Annotated in this window: 17 protein-coding genes and 1 tRNA gene; 3 read left to right on the forward strand and 15 right to left on the reverse strand. The window is 41.7% G+C overall.

What is annotated here, in order from left to right; all coding sequences use genetic code 11:
• Positions 1–47 precede the first annotated feature (47 nt).
• The 9 genes from mraY to G593_RS0107600 form a co-directional block, all read right to left on the reverse strand.
• Positions 48–1,004, reverse strand: a complete 957-nt coding sequence (mraY, locus tag G593_RS0107560; RefSeq protein WP_029731282.1) for a phospho-N-acetylmuramoyl-pentapeptide-transferase — start codon at positions 1,002–1,004, stop codon at positions 48–50.
• Positions 1,005–1,038: 34 nt separating this feature from the next.
• Positions 1,039–2,772: a peptidoglycan D,D-transpeptidase FtsI family protein gene (locus G593_RS0107565; RefSeq protein ID WP_029731283.1), complete on the reverse strand. Its 1,734-nt coding sequence runs from the start codon at positions 2,770–2,772 to the stop codon at positions 1,039–1,041.
• A 100-nt stretch (positions 2,773–2,872) separates the two neighbouring features.
• Positions 2,873–4,798 (reverse strand): peptidoglycan D,D-transpeptidase FtsI family protein, encoded by a 1,926-nt coding sequence (locus G593_RS0107570; RefSeq protein WP_029731285.1) that lies wholly within the window; start codon positions 4,796–4,798, stop codon positions 2,873–2,875.
• Positions 4,799–4,806: 8 nt separating this feature from the next.
• Positions 4,807–5,334: a hypothetical protein gene (locus G593_RS0107575; protein WP_022279778.1), complete on the reverse strand. Its 528-nt coding sequence runs from the start codon at positions 5,332–5,334 to the stop codon at positions 4,807–4,809.
• Positions 5,335–5,365: 31 nt separating this feature from the next.
• Positions 5,366–6,301: a 16S rRNA (cytosine(1402)-N(4))-methyltransferase RsmH gene (rsmH, locus tag G593_RS0107580; protein WP_005331632.1), complete on the reverse strand. Its 936-nt coding sequence runs from the start codon at positions 6,299–6,301 to the stop codon at positions 5,366–5,368.
• 11 nt (positions 6,302–6,312) lie between these two features.
• Positions 6,313–6,753, reverse strand: coding sequence for a division/cell wall cluster transcriptional repressor MraZ (gene mraZ / locus G593_RS0107585; protein ID WP_029731286.1), 441 nt, complete (start codon positions 6,751–6,753; stop codon positions 6,313–6,315).
• Between the two features lie 223 nt (positions 6,754–6,976).
• Complete coding sequence (locus G593_RS0107590) at positions 6,977–7,231, reverse strand: hypothetical protein (protein WP_005337796.1); 255 nt, start codon at positions 7,229–7,231, stop codon at positions 6,977–6,979.
• Positions 7,232–7,345: 114 nt separating this feature from the next.
• Positions 7,346–8,185, reverse strand: a complete 840-nt coding sequence (locus G593_RS0107595) for a DegV family protein (protein WP_029731287.1) — start codon at positions 8,183–8,185, stop codon at positions 7,346–7,348.
• Positions 8,186–8,306: 121 nt separating this feature from the next.
• On the reverse strand, positions 8,307–9,467 hold the full coding sequence (locus tag G593_RS0107600; protein WP_029731288.1) for an FtsW/RodA/SpoVE family cell cycle protein: 1,161 nt from the start codon (positions 9,465–9,467) through the stop codon (positions 8,307–8,309).
• Positions 9,468–9,653: 186 nt separating this feature from the next.
• On the opposite strand from G593_RS0107600, the gene G593_RS19405 reads away from it, so the two are divergent.
• Genes G593_RS19405 through G593_RS0107615 form a run of 3 tightly spaced genes read left to right on the forward strand, consistent with a single transcriptional unit; the run spans position 9,654 to position 10,713 of the window.
• Positions 9,654–9,848 (forward strand): spore coat associated protein CotJA, encoded by a 195-nt coding sequence (locus G593_RS19405; protein WP_044911804.1) that lies wholly within the window; start codon positions 9,654–9,656, stop codon positions 9,846–9,848.
• Complete coding sequence (locus tag G593_RS0107610; RefSeq protein WP_005331640.1) at positions 9,838–10,107, forward strand: spore coat protein CotJB; 270 nt, start codon at positions 9,838–9,840, stop codon at positions 10,105–10,107. The genes G593_RS19405 and G593_RS0107610 overlap by 11 nt, the downstream gene beginning before the upstream one ends.
• Positions 10,108–10,110: 3 nt before the next feature.
• Entirely contained in the window at positions 10,111–10,713 is a 603-nt protein-coding gene (locus G593_RS0107615) for a manganese catalase family protein (protein WP_029731290.1), read from the forward strand.
• A 173-nt stretch (positions 10,714–10,886) separates the two neighbouring features.
• Here G593_RS0107615 and G593_RS0107620 read toward each other — a convergent pair whose 3' ends face one another.
• From G593_RS0107620 to G593_RS0107645, 6 genes are all read right to left on the reverse strand, one after another.
• Positions 10,887–11,294 carry a hypothetical protein gene (locus tag G593_RS0107620; RefSeq protein ID WP_242827059.1) on the reverse strand — a complete coding sequence of 136 codons (408 nt, stop codon included), beginning with the start codon at positions 11,292–11,294 and terminating at the stop codon, positions 10,887–10,889.
• A gap of 26 nt (positions 11,295–11,320) precedes the next feature.
• A complete protein-coding gene (gene glyA, locus G593_RS0107625) occupies positions 11,321–12,556 on the reverse strand; it encodes a serine hydroxymethyltransferase (protein ID WP_005337806.1) in 1,236 nt (411 codons plus the stop codon).
• A 36-nt stretch (positions 12,557–12,592) separates the two neighbouring features.
• Entirely contained in the window at positions 12,593–13,855 is a 1,263-nt protein-coding gene (locus G593_RS0107630) for a S1C family serine protease (protein ID WP_029731292.1), read from the reverse strand.
• A 139-nt stretch (positions 13,856–13,994) separates the two neighbouring features.
• Positions 13,995–14,576, reverse strand: a complete 582-nt coding sequence (locus tag G593_RS0107635) for a hypothetical protein (protein ID WP_022279660.1) — start codon at positions 14,574–14,576, stop codon at positions 13,995–13,997.
• Between the two features lie 35 nt (positions 14,577–14,611).
• Positions 14,612–14,683, reverse strand: a tRNA-Arg gene (locus G593_RS0107640).
• Between the two features lie 212 nt (positions 14,684–14,895).
• Positions 14,896–15,771 carry a DUF5688 family protein gene (locus G593_RS0107645; protein ID WP_029731294.1) on the reverse strand — a complete coding sequence of 292 codons (876 nt, stop codon included), beginning with the start codon at positions 15,769–15,771 and terminating at the stop codon, positions 14,896–14,898.
• Between the last annotated feature and the right edge of the window lie 40 nt (positions 15,772–15,811).

Below are 15,811 nucleotides of genomic sequence, written 5' to 3' on the forward strand. Positions count from 1 at the left end.
ACGTAATGCCTCGGCTCCGTGCTTTGGACTTTTGAGATTTGGCATCATTACATGGCCATCAGTGCGATCAGACACAGAAGTGCTGTAATAATGGAAAATACAGCGACGACTCTTGTTTCTGACCAGCCACATAATTCAAAATGATGATGAATCGGAGCCATTTTGAAAAATCTCTTTCCACCTGTCTTTTTAAAGTAAGTTACCTGAATCATAACAGATAATACTTCTACCAGATAAATGAGTCCGACAATCACAATAAAAATCGGCATCTGGAGCATATAAGCTGCGGACGCAACAAAACCGCCCAGTGCCAGAGATCCTGTATCTCCCATAAACACACTTGCCGGATACACATTAAACAATAGAAACCCAAGCAATGCACCTACAACTGCACATGTAATCGGCTCAATTCCACTCTTTGTTCCAACTGCAACAACTGTAAAAAATGTTGCTACCAGAACAGTCACGCTTGAAGCAAGACCATCCAGACCATCTGTAAAATTTGTTCCGTTAACAGTACCAATCACGACAAAGAACATCAAAGGAATCGCAAGCCAGCCGATATCCAGATACTTTCCACCAGAGAACGGAATCAGCATTGCAAGAGAAACTCCACTGTACTTTACCATATAAAACGCAAAAATTGCTGTCACAACAATCTGAAGTGCCATTTTCTGCTTTGGATATAAACCGTCAGAACGTTTCATAACAACTTTCAGATAATCGTCTAAAAATCCAATCAGACCGAATCCAAGTGTCAGAAACAAGATTGGGATAATCTTCGGATAGTCTTTAATATAAAATACGGATGTGATCACAACACTAAGCAGGATCATAACTCCTCCCATAGTCGGAGTTCCTGCTTTTTTCAAATGAGACTTCACACCATCCTTGCGTTCTGTCTGATCCATTTTAAGTCTTCTCAGCACCGGAATGATCAAAGGCCCCATAACCGCACTCAGTGAAAATGCAATAATCACCGGTAAAAATATCGTATAATCCATAACACACCTCTTCATTTCTTTTGTTCATTTTGCTTTAGTTAGTATACTGCATTTCGACGTCTTTTTCAATGCCAAGATACGGGAATATGTTGTCAAATATATCCCGTATCACCGGAGCTGCGATGGTCCCCCCGTAGTATACACCCTGTGGGTTATAAATGACACACATGCCGAGAATCTGCGGATTGGCAGCCGGTGCAAACCCTATAAAAGAAGAAATATACTTATTCGCGCTTCTTGGAAGCGTCTGAGACGTAGCTGTCTTTCCACCAATATGGTATCCTTCGATCTTTGCATTTTTCCCGGATCCCTCTGACACAACACTTTCCAGCAATGCCTGCATCGTCCTGGAAGTTTCTTCCGACACGATTTGCTTTCCATCGTCATATTTTAATTCCCGCACTGTCTCTTTATCTTTGTCCAGTATCCGGACTCCAAAATGTGGTGTCACGCGCTTTCCACCATTGACCAGAGCACTCACGGTCGCTGCCATCTGAATCGGTGTCACTTGAAAGGACTGACCGAAACTCATGGTCGCAAGCTCCACTTGACCAATATTTTCTTCCTTATGCATAATCGTTGCTGCTTCTCCCGGAAGATCTACTCCCGTCTTTCCAAGAAGCCCGAACTGTTCAAAATAATCACAGAATCGTCCTGTTCCCAATCTCAGTCCAATGTCAATAAATACCGGATTACAGGAATTCTGTATCCCTTGTACAAATGTTTCAGCTCCATGTCCCCCTACTTTGTGACACCGGATTTTCCGGTCTTCCACGATCCGGTAGCCCGGACAGGAAAATGTATCTGAAAGAGATACCACCCTTTCTTCCAGACAGGCTGACGCCGTAATGATTTTAAAAGTGGAACCCGGCTCATATGTATCATTGATGCATCCATTTCTCCACATCTGATTCAAAGCTTCTTTTGATTTCTCTGAAATTTTCTGATCCTGCTTCAATGTAAATGGTTCGTTCAGATCAAATTCCGGTACATTTACCATGGCAAGGATTTCTCCGTTTTGTGGATTCATAAGAAGAATCGCAACCTTATCCGCCTGTTTTTCTTCCATGACTTTTTCTGCCATCTGTTGGGCGTACATCTGAATATTATAGTCCATACTGATTTGAAGTGTCTTGCCTGCCACCGGTTCTACCCGGTCTTCAGCTACACCCTCCAATTCAATACCTCTTGCATCTGTCGTTGTCAGAATCCTGCCGTTACTCCCCTTTAGGTAATCTTCGTATCTAACTTCCAGTCCTATGATTCCCTGATTATCACCACCGGTAAATCCAATCACCTTCGAAGCAAGCTCATTATACGGATAGTACCGTTTAAAATCTTCATCCACTTTCACTCCGGCAAGTTCCATTTCCCGTATCTTATCCCCTGTCTCCTTATCAACATTCGTTTTAATCCGTTCCATGGAAGACACCTTCTCCACCCGCTTTCTAACTTCCGCTTCCTCCATGCCCAGACATTTGCTCAGTTTTTTTATCACCACCTCTGGTTCCTTAATCTGGCTATGTATGACCGAAATTGTACACACCGTCCGGTTTGTTGCCAGCACTGTACCATTCGTATCGATAATTTCCCCTCTGGCTGCCTTAATCTTTCGTTCCCGCTCGTGAAGATCTTCCGCTTTTTTCTGATAATACTCCGCATCAAAAACCATCAGATAGACCATTCGTCCTATCAGACCCAAAATCATTAAAAGTGCCGCCAAAAACACAATCATAATTTTCCTTTTATTATATGTTTTATTTCTCAATACAAAAAACCTCAGAAGCGCTGTTTTTATCAATTTATTAGGACACTTCCGAGGTTATTCATTTTCATATTTAATTTTTCCTGTTAATTTTCAAATATATCTATTCTCCGTCACCGGACTCTGTTGCCATGTCATCTGGTGTATCACCACTGCTGTCACTGCTCACACTGCTATCAGATGATTTTGCATCTGCTGCCTTAGCATCTGCAGATTTTTCTACTCCGAGATACGGGAATATCTCTGTCATAATCTGAGATGCCATTGTCGTTGCCAGTTTACTGTTTGCCTGATTATCCACATTTGGCTCGTCAATCACAACGTAGACCATGACCTGTGGATTTTCCTGCGGTGCATATCCAATAAAAGAGACCAGATACTTTCCATTTCCTCTTGGCAGTTTTTCCGCAGTTCCAGTCTTACCTCCAACGTCATAACCTTCTACTGCCGCAGTCTTAGCTGTTCCTTCTTCCACAACTCCAAGCATATAATCTTTGATAATATCACTCGTCTCCTTAGAAATGGTATGTCTTACAAGAACCGGATCTTTATTTTCCGTCACATTTCCATTTTCATCCTGAATCTGCTTTACCACATGTGGTTCATAGTAATTTCCGCCGTTGATCAGTGAACAAAACGATGCTGCAAGCTGAGTCATTGTAACATTAAAGTTCTGTCCAAACGCGTTGGTAGCCAGCGTAGAGGAATCCATATCCTCTAGTGAGTATAAAAGCCCTGCTGCTTCTCCCGGAAGATCAATTCCAGTAGACTGTCCAAATCCAAACAACTGCTGATATCTTACAAACTGCTCTTTTCCTATTGCTGAACCGATCTGCATCAGTGCAACATTACAGGAATTTTCCAAAGCTACTTTTAATGACTGTGTTCCATGTCCATTACGGTTACTACAGTGAATATCATGGTCTCCTACGTGAAGAACACCATTGCAGACATAACTTTCATCTCCGGTCAGCACTCCAAGATCCAGACCTTCCGATATGGTAAACGGTTTAAATGTGGAACCTGGCTCATATCCACTGCTGATGCAGAAATTATTCCAAAGTGAATTCAGTTCTTTGACTTTCTCCTCATCAGACAGTGCTGCCAGTTCTTCTTCTGTGTGTAGTTTTGTCAGATCACGTGGATTGTTGAGATCATAATTCGGATAAGTTGCCTCCGCAAGAATCTCTCCATTTTGCGGATTCATAACCATAACTGCTGTATTCTTACTTCCAAGTGTCGTACCGGAACTGTTCTCCTCGTTGAACTGTGTAATATATTTTTCCACTACACTCTGTACCTGAAGATCAATTGTTGACACAACCGTATCTCCGTTTTGGGCTTCCTTCACTGTCTTTTCATAGGATGAATCTTCGCTCAAATATCCATATTCTCTGCCATCTGTACCATTTAAAATGGAATTATAAGAAGCCTCGATTCCATTACTTCCCACATTTCCAGACACGGTAAAGCCAATCACATCACTGGCCAGTGTATTATACGGATATGTTCTCACATAATCCTCTTCCAGCCAGATTCCATTGACATTCGGATAATTCTCATCATCCTCATCTATCTTTTCGAACTCCTGAGCCTTTTCATAACTGACACCCTTTTTCATAATCAGATAACGGCTGTTCGGATTCTCCTCCACTTGATCTTCCACGTCACTTTTATCAAGTCCAAAACAGTCTGCCAACACCTGAATTGTCGGGTCAACATATTTTTCATCACTGTTCATGACCTTTGCATCCAGAATCACATTGTATACCCGCTGGCTTGTTGCAAGCTTCGTGCCATTCCGGTCTACAATATCACCTCGTTTAAATGGAATCGTTCTACTCTGATACTGTTGCTGATCCAGCACGATTTTAGAATATTTATCCCCGTTAAAAGCATTGATATATGTAATTCTTCCTACCAATAAAGCAAAAGCCAGTACAATCCCCACGAAGAGTAATACTAGCTTTTTTTGCATAAGTTTTGTAAATTTTTTTCGAAATTTGTTTTTTCTTGGTCTTCTTGCCATTCTATCACCTATTTCGCATTCTTATCAGACTGGGCAAGTACTCCATCCTCCGGAATTCCTTCGTATTGCTTCACATAATCTCCAGAAGGGCTGTCATATTCAATCACCTGATCAGAAGTCGCATATACCATACCAAGTTCATTCATAGCTTTCTCTCGGATTTCATCTAAATTTACAGAATCCATCACTGAATTATACTTCGTATTGTTCTGCTCCTTCAAATCTGCAAGCTCCTTCTGCAAGGAACTTACTTCTTTTGAATGACTTGTAATTCTTGACTGCATCTGCACATAATTCACGCACAGAATCAGTGCAAATATTGCTGCCACCGCAAGAAATGTTACATAAGCACGGTTCATAGCCAGAGCCTTTTTTCGGTTTTGGCTGACCCGTCTGCTTACATTCTTCTTTCTCTTTGGAGCACTCGTTCGTCTCTGTGGCTCATATGACGGCTTTGTCACAACATTGCCATACACATACTGTCCCTGTCTGTTCACTCTATTCTTTTGTGTATGCACGGATCTTCCCGCTGCCATAATACTCACCTCAATTATCTATCCGCCGATTTTAGCAATGTTCAAAAATACGAAGCTTCGCACTCTTAGATCTGCTGTTGTACTCAAGTTCCTCTTCACTTGGCAGAATCGGCTTCTTTGTTATAATACTCCCTTTTGATTTTTTCCCACATACGCAAACCGGAAAGTCCGGTGGACAAGTACATGGATTTTCATTCTTTCGGAACGCACTCTTCACAATACGATCCTCCAACGAATGAAATGTAATAATGCATAATCTCCCACCCGGATTCAGCAGATCGATCATATCGTCCAGCGAATCGCGTAACACATCAAGTTCTCTGTTCAACTCGATGCGTATTGCCTGAAACGTCCTCTTTGCAGGATGTCCAGACTTTTTCTGAAACTTCATAGGAATTGATGCACGGATAATCTCCGACAATTCCGCTGTCGTCTCTACAGGCTTCACCGCGCGAGCCTGCACAATGTGCTTGGCTATGTTCTTCGCGAACTTGTCCTCCCCGTAATCGCGAATCACTCGGTAAAGATCTGCTTCTGTGTAGTCATTGACGATGTCTCTGGCCGTCATCTTCTGACGTGTATCCATTCTCATATCCAGAGGTGCATCTTCCCGATAGGAGAATCCCCGTTCTGCCGTATCAAGCTGATATGATGATACGCCCAGATCAAGCACGATCCCATCTACTTTGTCAATTCCCAGTTCATGAAGCTTTGACTTCATATCACAATAGTTGCTCCGGACTATTGTAACCTTCTCCCCGAAGTCTTTTAATCGGGCACTTGCAGCCTCGATTGCTGCAGCGTCCTGGTCTATTCCTACAATACTCCCCTTTTCTCCGAGACGTCTGCACACTTCGTATGCATGTCCGCCTCCACCGAGCGTTCCATCTACATAGATTCCGTCCGGCTTAATGTTCAGTCCGTCAATTGTCTCATTTAGTAATACTGATTTGTGTTTGAATTCCATATCTTCTCCCTCTAGATACTGAACCCGCTTGCTTCCATATCCGATGCAATCTCTTCAATGTTAAGCTCCACTTCAGCATTCTTTTCATCCCATCTGGCCTTGTCCCATATCTCGGCACGCTTCCCCATACCGACAAACACAACTTCCTTATCAAGTTTTGCATAGGTTCTGAGCACAGAAGGAATCAGAGTACGACCTTGTTTATCAAGTTCGCCGTCTGCTGCGCTTCCCTGAAAGAAATAGGCAAAAGCGCGGGCTTTCTTATCTGTAGTGGTTGGTAATGCATTGAGTTTCTTTTCGAAGTCGTTCCATTCATCTTCCGGATATACATAAAGGCAATTTTCCATTCCTTTTGTTATGACGAAATTCTCCCCTAAATCGTCACGAAACTTTGCAGGAATGATCAATCTTCCCTTTGCGTCAATATTATGACTGTACTCTCCTTTCAACATGAAACTCACCTTCTCTCCCATGGCGGATATTTTCTCCACATCTCCACCACTTTGTACCACTCATCACCACTTTCTACCACTTGAAACCATTGTAAAACACTTTTCCACCTATTTCAAGCACTTTTTCCTGTTTTGCGTAAAAAAAAGAGAACTGAATTTCTTCAGTTCTCTGATTTATCTTCTAATATGCAATTTCACTTCTTATCTGTATACCCTCTATCTGTTACTCAGCTGTTGTTGCTGCAGTGGCAATCTCCTGATTAAATGTATCTACAGACTGATAATTCACTTCCGCTTCTTTCACCGGTCTGCTGGACTCATACATATTGTAAGCAGAATATCCAATCCACACAACAAGCGCTGCTGCTACAACTGCCACCGCACACTTGCGAAGTCTGTTGGCAACCTTCTCCTTGCGCATGACTTTCTTTCTGTTTGCTTTTTCTTCTTTATATCTGTCCACTTTTGCCTGGCTCATAATTCAAATGCTCCTTGTCTATGTTCGCTTTTCATATTGTAGCACATCCCACGCATTTGTACAACCAGATTTTGCTATCAAAGCCTGGGTTGTAAAGCCTGAGTCCTGCGAATCCTACACAACTACAATGATACCGCCGTCGTTAGCATACATACTACTGATTCCTGCCGTATCCACAACAATCACATCTTTAAATGTTGCATATTTCACCAACAGCTCTTTAAATGCTTCTGCGCGTTCCGGACAGTTACAATGGGAAATTGCAAGTATCTTATTCTGTGGATCTGACATCTCAGCCAGCACACTTTCTGCCATCTTACCAAGGGCTTTTTTCATGCCACGCCCCTGTCCGATCTGATAAATGTTTCCTTCCGGAGTTGAGCCCATGACCGGCTTAATATTCAGAGCCGTCGCAACAAACGCCTTAATTCCTGTCAATCTTCCGTTCTTTCTCAATGTGTCCAGTGTCTCCAGCACAAAATATGTATGCTGGGATTCGATGTATGCTTCCACCGTCTCTATGACCTGTTCATATGTCATACCCTGCTCCTCGCATTCACGGATCTTCAACGCAATCAACGTCTCTCCAATCGATGCAGAACACGAATTAAAAACATGGATATTCTTCTCGCCGTGCTCCTCATGATACAAATTCATGCCAAGAACTGCGCTGTTATAAGAACCACTCAGTTCTGCTGACAATGTCACTGCGTACACCCGATCCACATCACAGTCATACTTTTCCATATATTTTTCCGGTGATGGACAAGAAGACTTGGGACATTCTGCTGCTTCTGCCACGTATTGCAAGAACTGCTTCTGGTCAAATGTCTCATCATCTACAATATGGTGTCCCCCTACTTCTATTGTCAATGACGCTGTCTCAAAAATACCGGAAGCTTTCATCTCCGGTGTTAATTCTCCACAACTATCCACAATCACTTTATAACTCATACTTGCCTCCCGACTTAGTATCTTATCTATATTTCAAAGACACGTGTTCATTTCTATTATATGTAGTTTCTATTACTACATTAGTAATATAGCACATTTATTATAGAAAGAAAAGAAATATTTATATTTTAATTTTTCTTGATACTCCAAGAGCTATTCCCATTTCTGCCATCAGGAAGAGAACCGACGTACCTCCATAACTGATAAACGGTAATGTAATTCCCGTATTGGGAATAACATTAGTCACAACCGCTACATTTAATATGACCTGAAGTGCAATATGAGCAAAAATTCCAGTTACAATCATATAACCATACACATCTGGCGCATTCTGGGCAATAAACAACAGTCTGTATAAAAGCAATCCAAAAATCACAAGGATCATAATAACACCAAACACTCCCAGTTCCTCACAGATTGCTGACAAAATCATGTCATTTTGCACCTCTGGAATGATCATTTTCTGAGCACTGTTTCCTAACCCTTTTCCAAAGAATCCGCCAGAACCGATTGCGTACAGTCCCTGCAAAGTCTGATAACTTCCGTCTGAAGCATATTTTTCCGGGTGCAGCCATGCAATGACACGGCGAAGTCGGAAGCTTGTACTTGTCTCCAGAGTCTTCGACAAAACAAACACTCCCACTGAGGCCACTACCACACCGGCTCCAACAAGCATCAGAAACGGTTTCGTCTTTGGGTGCATAACAAAAATAAGAATACATGTAATTCCAAGTACAATCATACCTGTACTTAGGTTATCTGTAAGAAAATATACGCACGCAGCATTGAATCCACCCCAAGCCAGTGTCTTCAAAATACCATTCAGAGTCTTTGCCTCTTTACCAAGTTCAATAATCACTACCGGTATAAACAAAATTACTGCGATTTTTGCAACCTCTGCCGGCTGGAACTGCTGATTTCCCGGAAGTCTCAACCACCTTCTCGCTCCATTGACCGTCTTTCCGAGCGGCGTCTTAACTAACGCCATCAGAAAAATTGAAAACCAATACAACGGTTTCGCCAATTTAATATAGTAATGATAATCTATTGTTGATACGATTATCATTCCCCAAAAACCAACCACACAGAAAATCAACTGGCGCTTTAAATAGAACATACTGTCCCCTTGTTTTATCAGGGCACTATAAGAACTGGTACTAAATAGCATTACCAATCCAAAACAAATCATAAAAATCAGAACAGCTAACATACTGTAGTCAAAATACTGGTCTGCACTCTTAACATTCCTTGTATTTCTTTTTTTCTTTTTTCTTTCTGCCATTTTTTATACTCTCCAATCGTTTCTATTATAACGGGACACGCTTTCAAAAACAACAGATAATTCATGAGTACAGTAAATTCACAGTTTTTCAGATTGAAACATAATATGATAGTGCAATCAGTTATGAAAGGAATATGGAAAATGCAAAATTACCGTTATCGCTCACCAGGAAATTCCAGAGGCTGTATGAGACAGCCAGATTCCAGTAGAGAATTATGTGCAGGTATAGCATTAGATCAAATGCCTGTGACTATGGCCTATGTACCATGGACGAAATGGCGAAATATTTATGAGGCTGAAAAAGGATTACGAAGAGGAACTATTTTTCAGGATCTGGATAAACCTTTCCGTGGAATAGGAGGTTGTCAAAATGGCAGATAACAGACCTTGCAAAGCAGAGCTTCTGGACTGGATCAACACTGTGAGTTTTGTATGCGATGATACAAAATTGTTTCTGGACACTCACCCATGTAACACAGAAGCCTTAGAATTTTACGAGGAATTTAAAAATCAAAGAATGCAGGCACTTCAGGAATATGCAAAGTATTATGGTCCATTGACACTGGATACCATGTGTACTCCTGCTGATAAGTGGAAATGGATTGATACACCGTGGCCGTGGCAGGAAGGAGGGTGCTAGTCTATGTGGAATTATGAAAAAAGATTACAGTATCCGGTGAAAATCACAAAAACAAACCCAAAAATCGCACAGATTATACTTACGCAATATGGTGGACCTGATGGAGAATTAGGCGCATCTATGAGATATCTCTCTCAACGATACACGATGCCATATAAGGAAGTAACAGGAATACTGACAGATATAGGTACTGAGGAACTTGCCCATCTCGAGATGATCTGCGCCATTGTGCACCAGCTTACCCGCGACCTGACACCTGAACAATTAAAGGAATCTGGATTCGACCAATATTATGTTGACCACACGTTAGCACTTTGGCCTCAGGCAGCCAGCGGCACACCTTGGAGTGCAACAACATTTCAGTCAAAAGGTGATCCTATCACAGATCTACATGAAGATATGGCTGCCGAGCAAAAAGCACGAACGACTTATGACAATATTTTACGGCTTGTAAAAGATCCTGAAGTCTGCGATCCGATTCGTTTTCTCAGAGAACGTGAAATCGTACATTACCAAAGATTTGGCGAAAGTCTCAGAATCATCCAGGATCACTTGGATAGTAAGAACTTCTATGCAATTAATCCTGAATTTGATCTTAAATCTTAATTCAATCAGCCAAAAATATCCAACGATACCTTCCAAAAGTATACGCAGTCTCCTGCAAAATAATAATGAGAGTGTGGATCATCCACACTCTCAGTTTCTATAACAAAATATTAATCTCAGTTTCTGTAAAAAATTCAGAAAAGGCTCCTAAGAAAACTTTCAGCTTTTGCATCTTACTTTAATAACATATACACAATAACTGCTGCCACTACGATAATTGCAATCGCAAGAATAATAATCGGTGCTTTAGACACCTTCTCTTTTTCAACAGAAAGCATGTCATCATACGCTTTTTTCATCTCGCGTTCCCGCTTATCACGTACTTCCTTTGGCGGAATATTGGAATACTTCTGTTCTTTTACAGAACGTTCCCTCTTTACATTCTCTTTTCTTGCGCTATCTTTTTTCGCACTATCTCTTCTACCAGCCTCTTTCTTCACAGACATACGCTCTGCTTTCGGAGCCACATCTTCCGCCTGATGCTGTGGAACTTTAAATTTTTTCTTACATGTATAGCAAAGCAGATAATTCGGATCTTTTTTGCTTGGTTTCAATGGTCCGCCACATGTTGGACACTTCATCATCAATACCTCCTGTTATCTATCTCTTAGATCAATGGATATTTGTCAGTCAGACCTTTTACCATCTCGCGTACTTTTTCAATATTATCCTCACTCTTAATCACAAGTGCAATACCTTCCGCAATCACATCCATATCCTCTTCTACCATGCCTCTTGTTGTGACGGCTGGTGTTCCGAGTCTTACACCACTTGTAACAAATGGTGAACGTGGATCGTTCGGAATTGTATTCTTGTTGCAGGTAATATGAGCTTCATCAAGACGACGCTCCAGCTCTTTTCCCGTCACCTCTTCATCGCGAAGATCTACAAGCATCAGATGATTGTCTGTTCCTCCGGAAATGATTTTCACGCCACGGGACTGTAATCCTTTGCAGAGTGCCTGTGCATTTTTCAGAATCTGCTGTTGATATTCTTTAAACTCTGGCTGTAATGCCTCTTTGAAGCATACTGCTTTTCCCGCAATAACATGTTCCAATGGTCCGCCTTGTATTCCCGGGAATACAGCTTTGTTAAAGTTGAACTTATCTGCTGCCTCCTGGTTACACAGAATCATACCTCCTCTTGGTCCACGAAGAGTCTTGTGAGTCGTTGTCGTTGTCACATGAGCATATGGAATCGGGCTTGGATGCAGTCCTGTTGCAACAAGACCTGCAATATGAGCCATATCTACCATCAGATATGCGCCTGCTTCGTCTGCAATCTCACGGAATTTTTTAAAATCAATTGTTCTCGCGTAAGCACTTGCTCCTGCGACAATTAACTTCGGTCTTTCTCTCAAAGCAATCTCTCTTACATTATCATAATCGATCACGCCTTCTTCATTGACACCATAGGACACAATATTAAAATATTTTCCGGAAATATTGACCGGTGAGCCGTGTGTCAGATGTCCGCCGTGATCCAGATTCATTCCCATTACTTTATCTCCCGGCTCCAGCATTGCAAAAAATACTGCCAGGTTTGCCTGTGCTCCTGAATGTGGCTGAACATTTGCATACTCACAGCCAAATAACTCTTTTGCTCTGTCTCTGGCAAGATTCTCTACAACATCTACACACTGGCAGCCACCATAATATCTCTTTCCCGGATACCCCTCTGCATATTTGTTCGTCAGCGGACTTCCCATAGCCGCCATGACTGCTTTACTTACCCAATTTTCAGATGCGATCAGCTCGATATGTGAGTTCTGTCTTTCCATCTCTGCCTTGATCGCATCTGCTATTTCGCTGTCTGTCTTTTCAATTTCATCAAATGTATACATAGTCCTGTCCCTCCTATGGGGACAATTATATCATTTTTATGATTTACTTCCAAGTGTTACTTCGACAGTTTTTTCAGTATATTCGCCATTATTTCCAGGAACCTGTACAGTTACCTTGACTTTATCACCCACACGATGATACTGAAGCTGTTCTTTCAGTGAATTCATATCGCTGATTGTGGTTCCTTCAAGTCCTGTAATAACACTGCCTTTTGTCAGACCTGCCTGCTGGGCTCCACCATTCTTTACAACATCGGAAATATAAACTCCAGTAGGCATATTATACATCTTGGCACTTTCATCCGAGACATCTACACCCTGGATTCCAAGATATCCTTGTTCTGCCTCAGACACTTTTGTCTTTGTCACCTGATTCATCAAATTCTGGATCGTATCGCTTGCATCAGAAATTGGAATAGCATAGCCCATACCTTCTACACTGTCTGTTGCAACTTTTGCGGTATTAATTCCAATAACTTCACCGTTAGAGTTCAAAAGTGCTCCGCCACTGTTACCAGGGTTGATTGCTGCATCTGTCTGAATCAGAGTACCTCCTTCATAACCGTCCAGTGTCCGCTCCGTTGCAGATACGATACCTGATGTTACAGACTGTCCATAACCAAGTGCATTACCGATTGCGACGACCTGTTCACCTACCTCAAGCTTACTGGAATCTCCCATTGTCGCAACTGCAATCTTATCCATAGTAGAATCTTTCACATCGCTAATCTTTACAGCCACAACTGCAAGATCTTTTGTGGAATCAGTTCCTTTTACATTAGCTTCAACACTTTCATTATCCACAAAAGAAACTGTAAGCTTTTCATTGCCTTCCACTACATGATTATTTGTAAGGATCAGAAGTTCACTATCTGTCTGGCCGATAATAATACCAGATCCGACGTTTGTGCTCTCCTGCTGCTGTGTTCCTCCGAAGAAACTCTGTACTTCCTGAACGCTCATATTCGTAATAGATACAATAGATGGCATTGCATTCTTTGCAATCGTTGCAATATCGGAAGTTCCTGTACTGCTTGATGATGTTGTTAGTTTCGCACCATCCACTGTCTGTGCTGTCTTGGCAGTCTTACCGTTTGTAGTTATTGTGCCGAACACTTTTGTTCCCACATAATTTCCTGTCTGGAATGTTGCACTTGCCACAAGACCAAATGCAACTCCGGCGCATACAAGTTTCACTGGTTTTGGCACCTTTCGGTTCTTCTTTGGCTTTGGCGTTTCCTCGTTCATACCATTCATGTCATCAGGTTCTGGTTTATAATAAGTATATTGATTTTCCATATCAATAATCTCCTTTCCTTCATTTCTGTAATAGATTGTATCGTTTAAATGTGTTCGAATTGTGATGAAATCTTGTCAAATCTATAAATTTAAAAAAGAAGCATGCTTCTGACAGCATACTTCTCTATTTCTAAAATATTTAACCGTTATCTTCTGTGCTTCCATATGCATTCTGCAATTCGCTCAACGCCTCCCGCAAAAGTGCATCGGACTGAAGTGCTCCATTATACTCCTCATTCACTTTCCGGAACAGATTCTGAACATCCTGGTGTTTCGTAAGTCTTGCAATGTATCTCTGTACGTCACTCTCTTTTGGATCTGAGATTACCTGCATCTTGTCCTTTTCTTTTTTTACATAAAATGTTGCAAGTCCTGGTACTTCTGTATAAATCCCTCGGATTTTCATATCATATGTCACAAATGTCACATATGTATCCGCATCTTTTCCTTCCTTTGTATACACATGCAGATTATGATAAGCTTCTACATAGCCTGTCGCTTCCTGCATCTTCGCAAAGTGTTCTTCCACTGCCCGATTCACTTCCAAAACTGCATCTTCCAAAAGCGGATTTGCCTCTTCCGATTCACATTCCAGATAAACAGCCTGTATCTTCAACGAACTTGTCTTTTGTACCTTCTGTGCTTCTTCTCTGGCAAATCCATACCCCGCTGCTCCTATCGTCATAAAAAGAAGCAGGAGGACAATCCACCTTCTCTTCATAGATCTCCTCCACACATCAGTACTCGTTATTCATACACACCCGGGCGGATTCGAACCGCCGCTCCCGCCTCCGGAGGGCGGTGCTCTATCCCCTGAGCTACGGGTGCCTGGTCAATTTGACTTTGTAATAGTAACACATTTATCTCACAAAGTAAAGTAAATACATGAGATAATTTTCTACACAATTCGAATCATTATAACATTATAGCAAGAGCGCCTTCGGCATTCCTGACCGCTGGCGCTCCCATACACCAATTATAATACTCTTCTATATCATAGATTATCTTTCGCTACTTGCATTGACTGCTCTTCACTTCTCTTATAATCGCAATCTCCGTTCTTTTCTGTCATAATAATAAACATGATCTGACAAAATATCTTCGTCCGGTACCTGTGTCTCATTGACTTCTCTTAACATCTCTGTCAGCATTCTCCGTCCCGGCGAAGCACTCTCCGGCACTATGATCATCTCATGGACACTACTTGGAACCACATAGAAATTCTCTTTAAGGCATAAACTGATACCTGCAAGTCTGTCTGGATACAGAATTGCTGATGCTCCATAATTGCGGATCTGATTCGTCAATACATACATAGGTTCTTCCGGACATTTCTCCTTTATTCCTGTAAGTTCCGCAATCAAATCGCTCATAGTCAGAAATTCTCCCGGAAGTTCATGCCATGTATTATATCTTGCCTGATGATAAATGTCCTCTTTTGTCACATGCCACAGTTTCAGATGCCGGTTACGGATCATCATTGTCGCCATGCCATAATCTCCTGCTTCAAAAAGTACACAAAAGATAATTGCCAAATCAAGATATGGCACATATGGCACTTCCTGAAGAAGTTCTTCATTTGCCTCACGACCAATCAGACGATAAATCACTTTTTCCTTGATTTTATCGTATTCTCCAAGCTTCTGTTCATCCCACGGCCGGTCAACTTTCAAATCCTCATACAAATCGGCCACTTCTTTTGCAATCTTATCAACTCCTTTGCCGCTAAGGAACTGTTGATAATATTCTTCCAGATAGATGGTCGGTGAAATATTCGTACTGTCATCCTCAATCAGAAGCCCGCTCCGCTCGGTTCCGTTATTCTTCTTCACGGTACGTGTGCTGACTCTGATGTGTGTCCCCATGTTCACTCTTACATTTTTCTCTACTGTCTCTAAAAACTGCTTATAATCCATACATCTCCTTTCCTCAGACAGCAGCAGTTTCTGTGTTTCA

This window comes from Dorea sp. AGR2135 (assembly GCF_000420885.1).
GTDB lineage: Bacteria > Bacillota > Clostridia > Lachnospirales > Lachnospiraceae > Dorea > Dorea formicigenerans.

Bases quoted from the DNA above. Each gene is read 5' to 3' on its own strand.
- mraY (WP_029731282.1), bottom strand. From the start codon at position 1,004: ATGGATTATACGATATTTTTACCGGTGATTATTGCATTTTCACTGAGT.
- G593_RS0107570 (WP_029731285.1), bottom strand. From the start codon at position 4,798: ATGGCAAGAAGACCAAGAAAAAACAAATTTCGAAAAAAATTTACAAAA.
- G593_RS0107575 (WP_022279778.1), bottom strand. From the start codon at position 5,334: ATGGCAGCGGGAAGATCCGTGCATACACAAAAGAATAGAGTGAACAGA.
- rsmH (WP_005331632.1), bottom strand. From the start codon at position 6,301: ATGGAATTCAAACACAAATCAGTATTACTAAATGAGACAATTGACGGA.
- mraZ (WP_029731286.1), bottom strand. From the start codon at position 6,753: ATGTTGAAAGGAGAGTACAGTCATAATATTGACGCAAAGGGAAGATTG.
- G593_RS0107590 (WP_005337796.1), bottom strand. From the start codon at position 7,231: ATGAGCCAGGCAAAAGTGGACAGATATAAAGAAGAAAAAGCAAACAGA.
- G593_RS0107595 (WP_029731287.1), bottom strand. From the start codon at position 8,185: ATGAGTTATAAAGTGATTGTGGATAGTTGTGGAGAATTAACACCGGAG.
- G593_RS0107600 (WP_029731288.1), bottom strand. From the start codon at position 9,467: ATGGCAGAAAGAAAAAAGAAAAAAAGAAATACAAGGAATGTTAAGAGT.
- G593_RS19405 (WP_044911804.1), top strand. From the start codon at position 9,654: ATGAGACAGCCAGATTCCAGTAGAGAATTATGTGCAGGTATAGCATTA.
- G593_RS0107610 (WP_005331640.1), top strand. From the start codon at position 9,838: ATGGCAGATAACAGACCTTGCAAAGCAGAGCTTCTGGACTGGATCAAC.
- G593_RS0107615 (WP_029731290.1), top strand. From the start codon at position 10,111: ATGTGGAATTATGAAAAAAGATTACAGTATCCGGTGAAAATCACAAAA.
- G593_RS0107620 (WP_242827059.1), bottom strand. From the start codon at position 11,294: ATGAAGTGTCCAACATGTGGCGGACCATTGAAACCAAGCAAAAAAGAT.
- glyA (WP_005337806.1), bottom strand. From the start codon at position 12,556: ATGTATACATTTGATGAAATTGAAAAGACAGACAGCGAAATAGCAGAT.
- G593_RS0107630 (WP_029731292.1), bottom strand. From the start codon at position 13,855: ATGGAAAATCAATATACTTATTATAAACCAGAACCTGATGACATGAAT.
- G593_RS0107635 (WP_022279660.1), bottom strand. From the start codon at position 14,576: ATGAAGAGAAGGTGGATTGTCCTCCTGCTTCTTTTTATGACGATAGGA.
- G593_RS0107645 (WP_029731294.1), bottom strand. From the start codon at position 15,771: ATGGATTATAAGCAGTTTTTAGAGACAGTAGAGAAAAATGTAAGAGTG.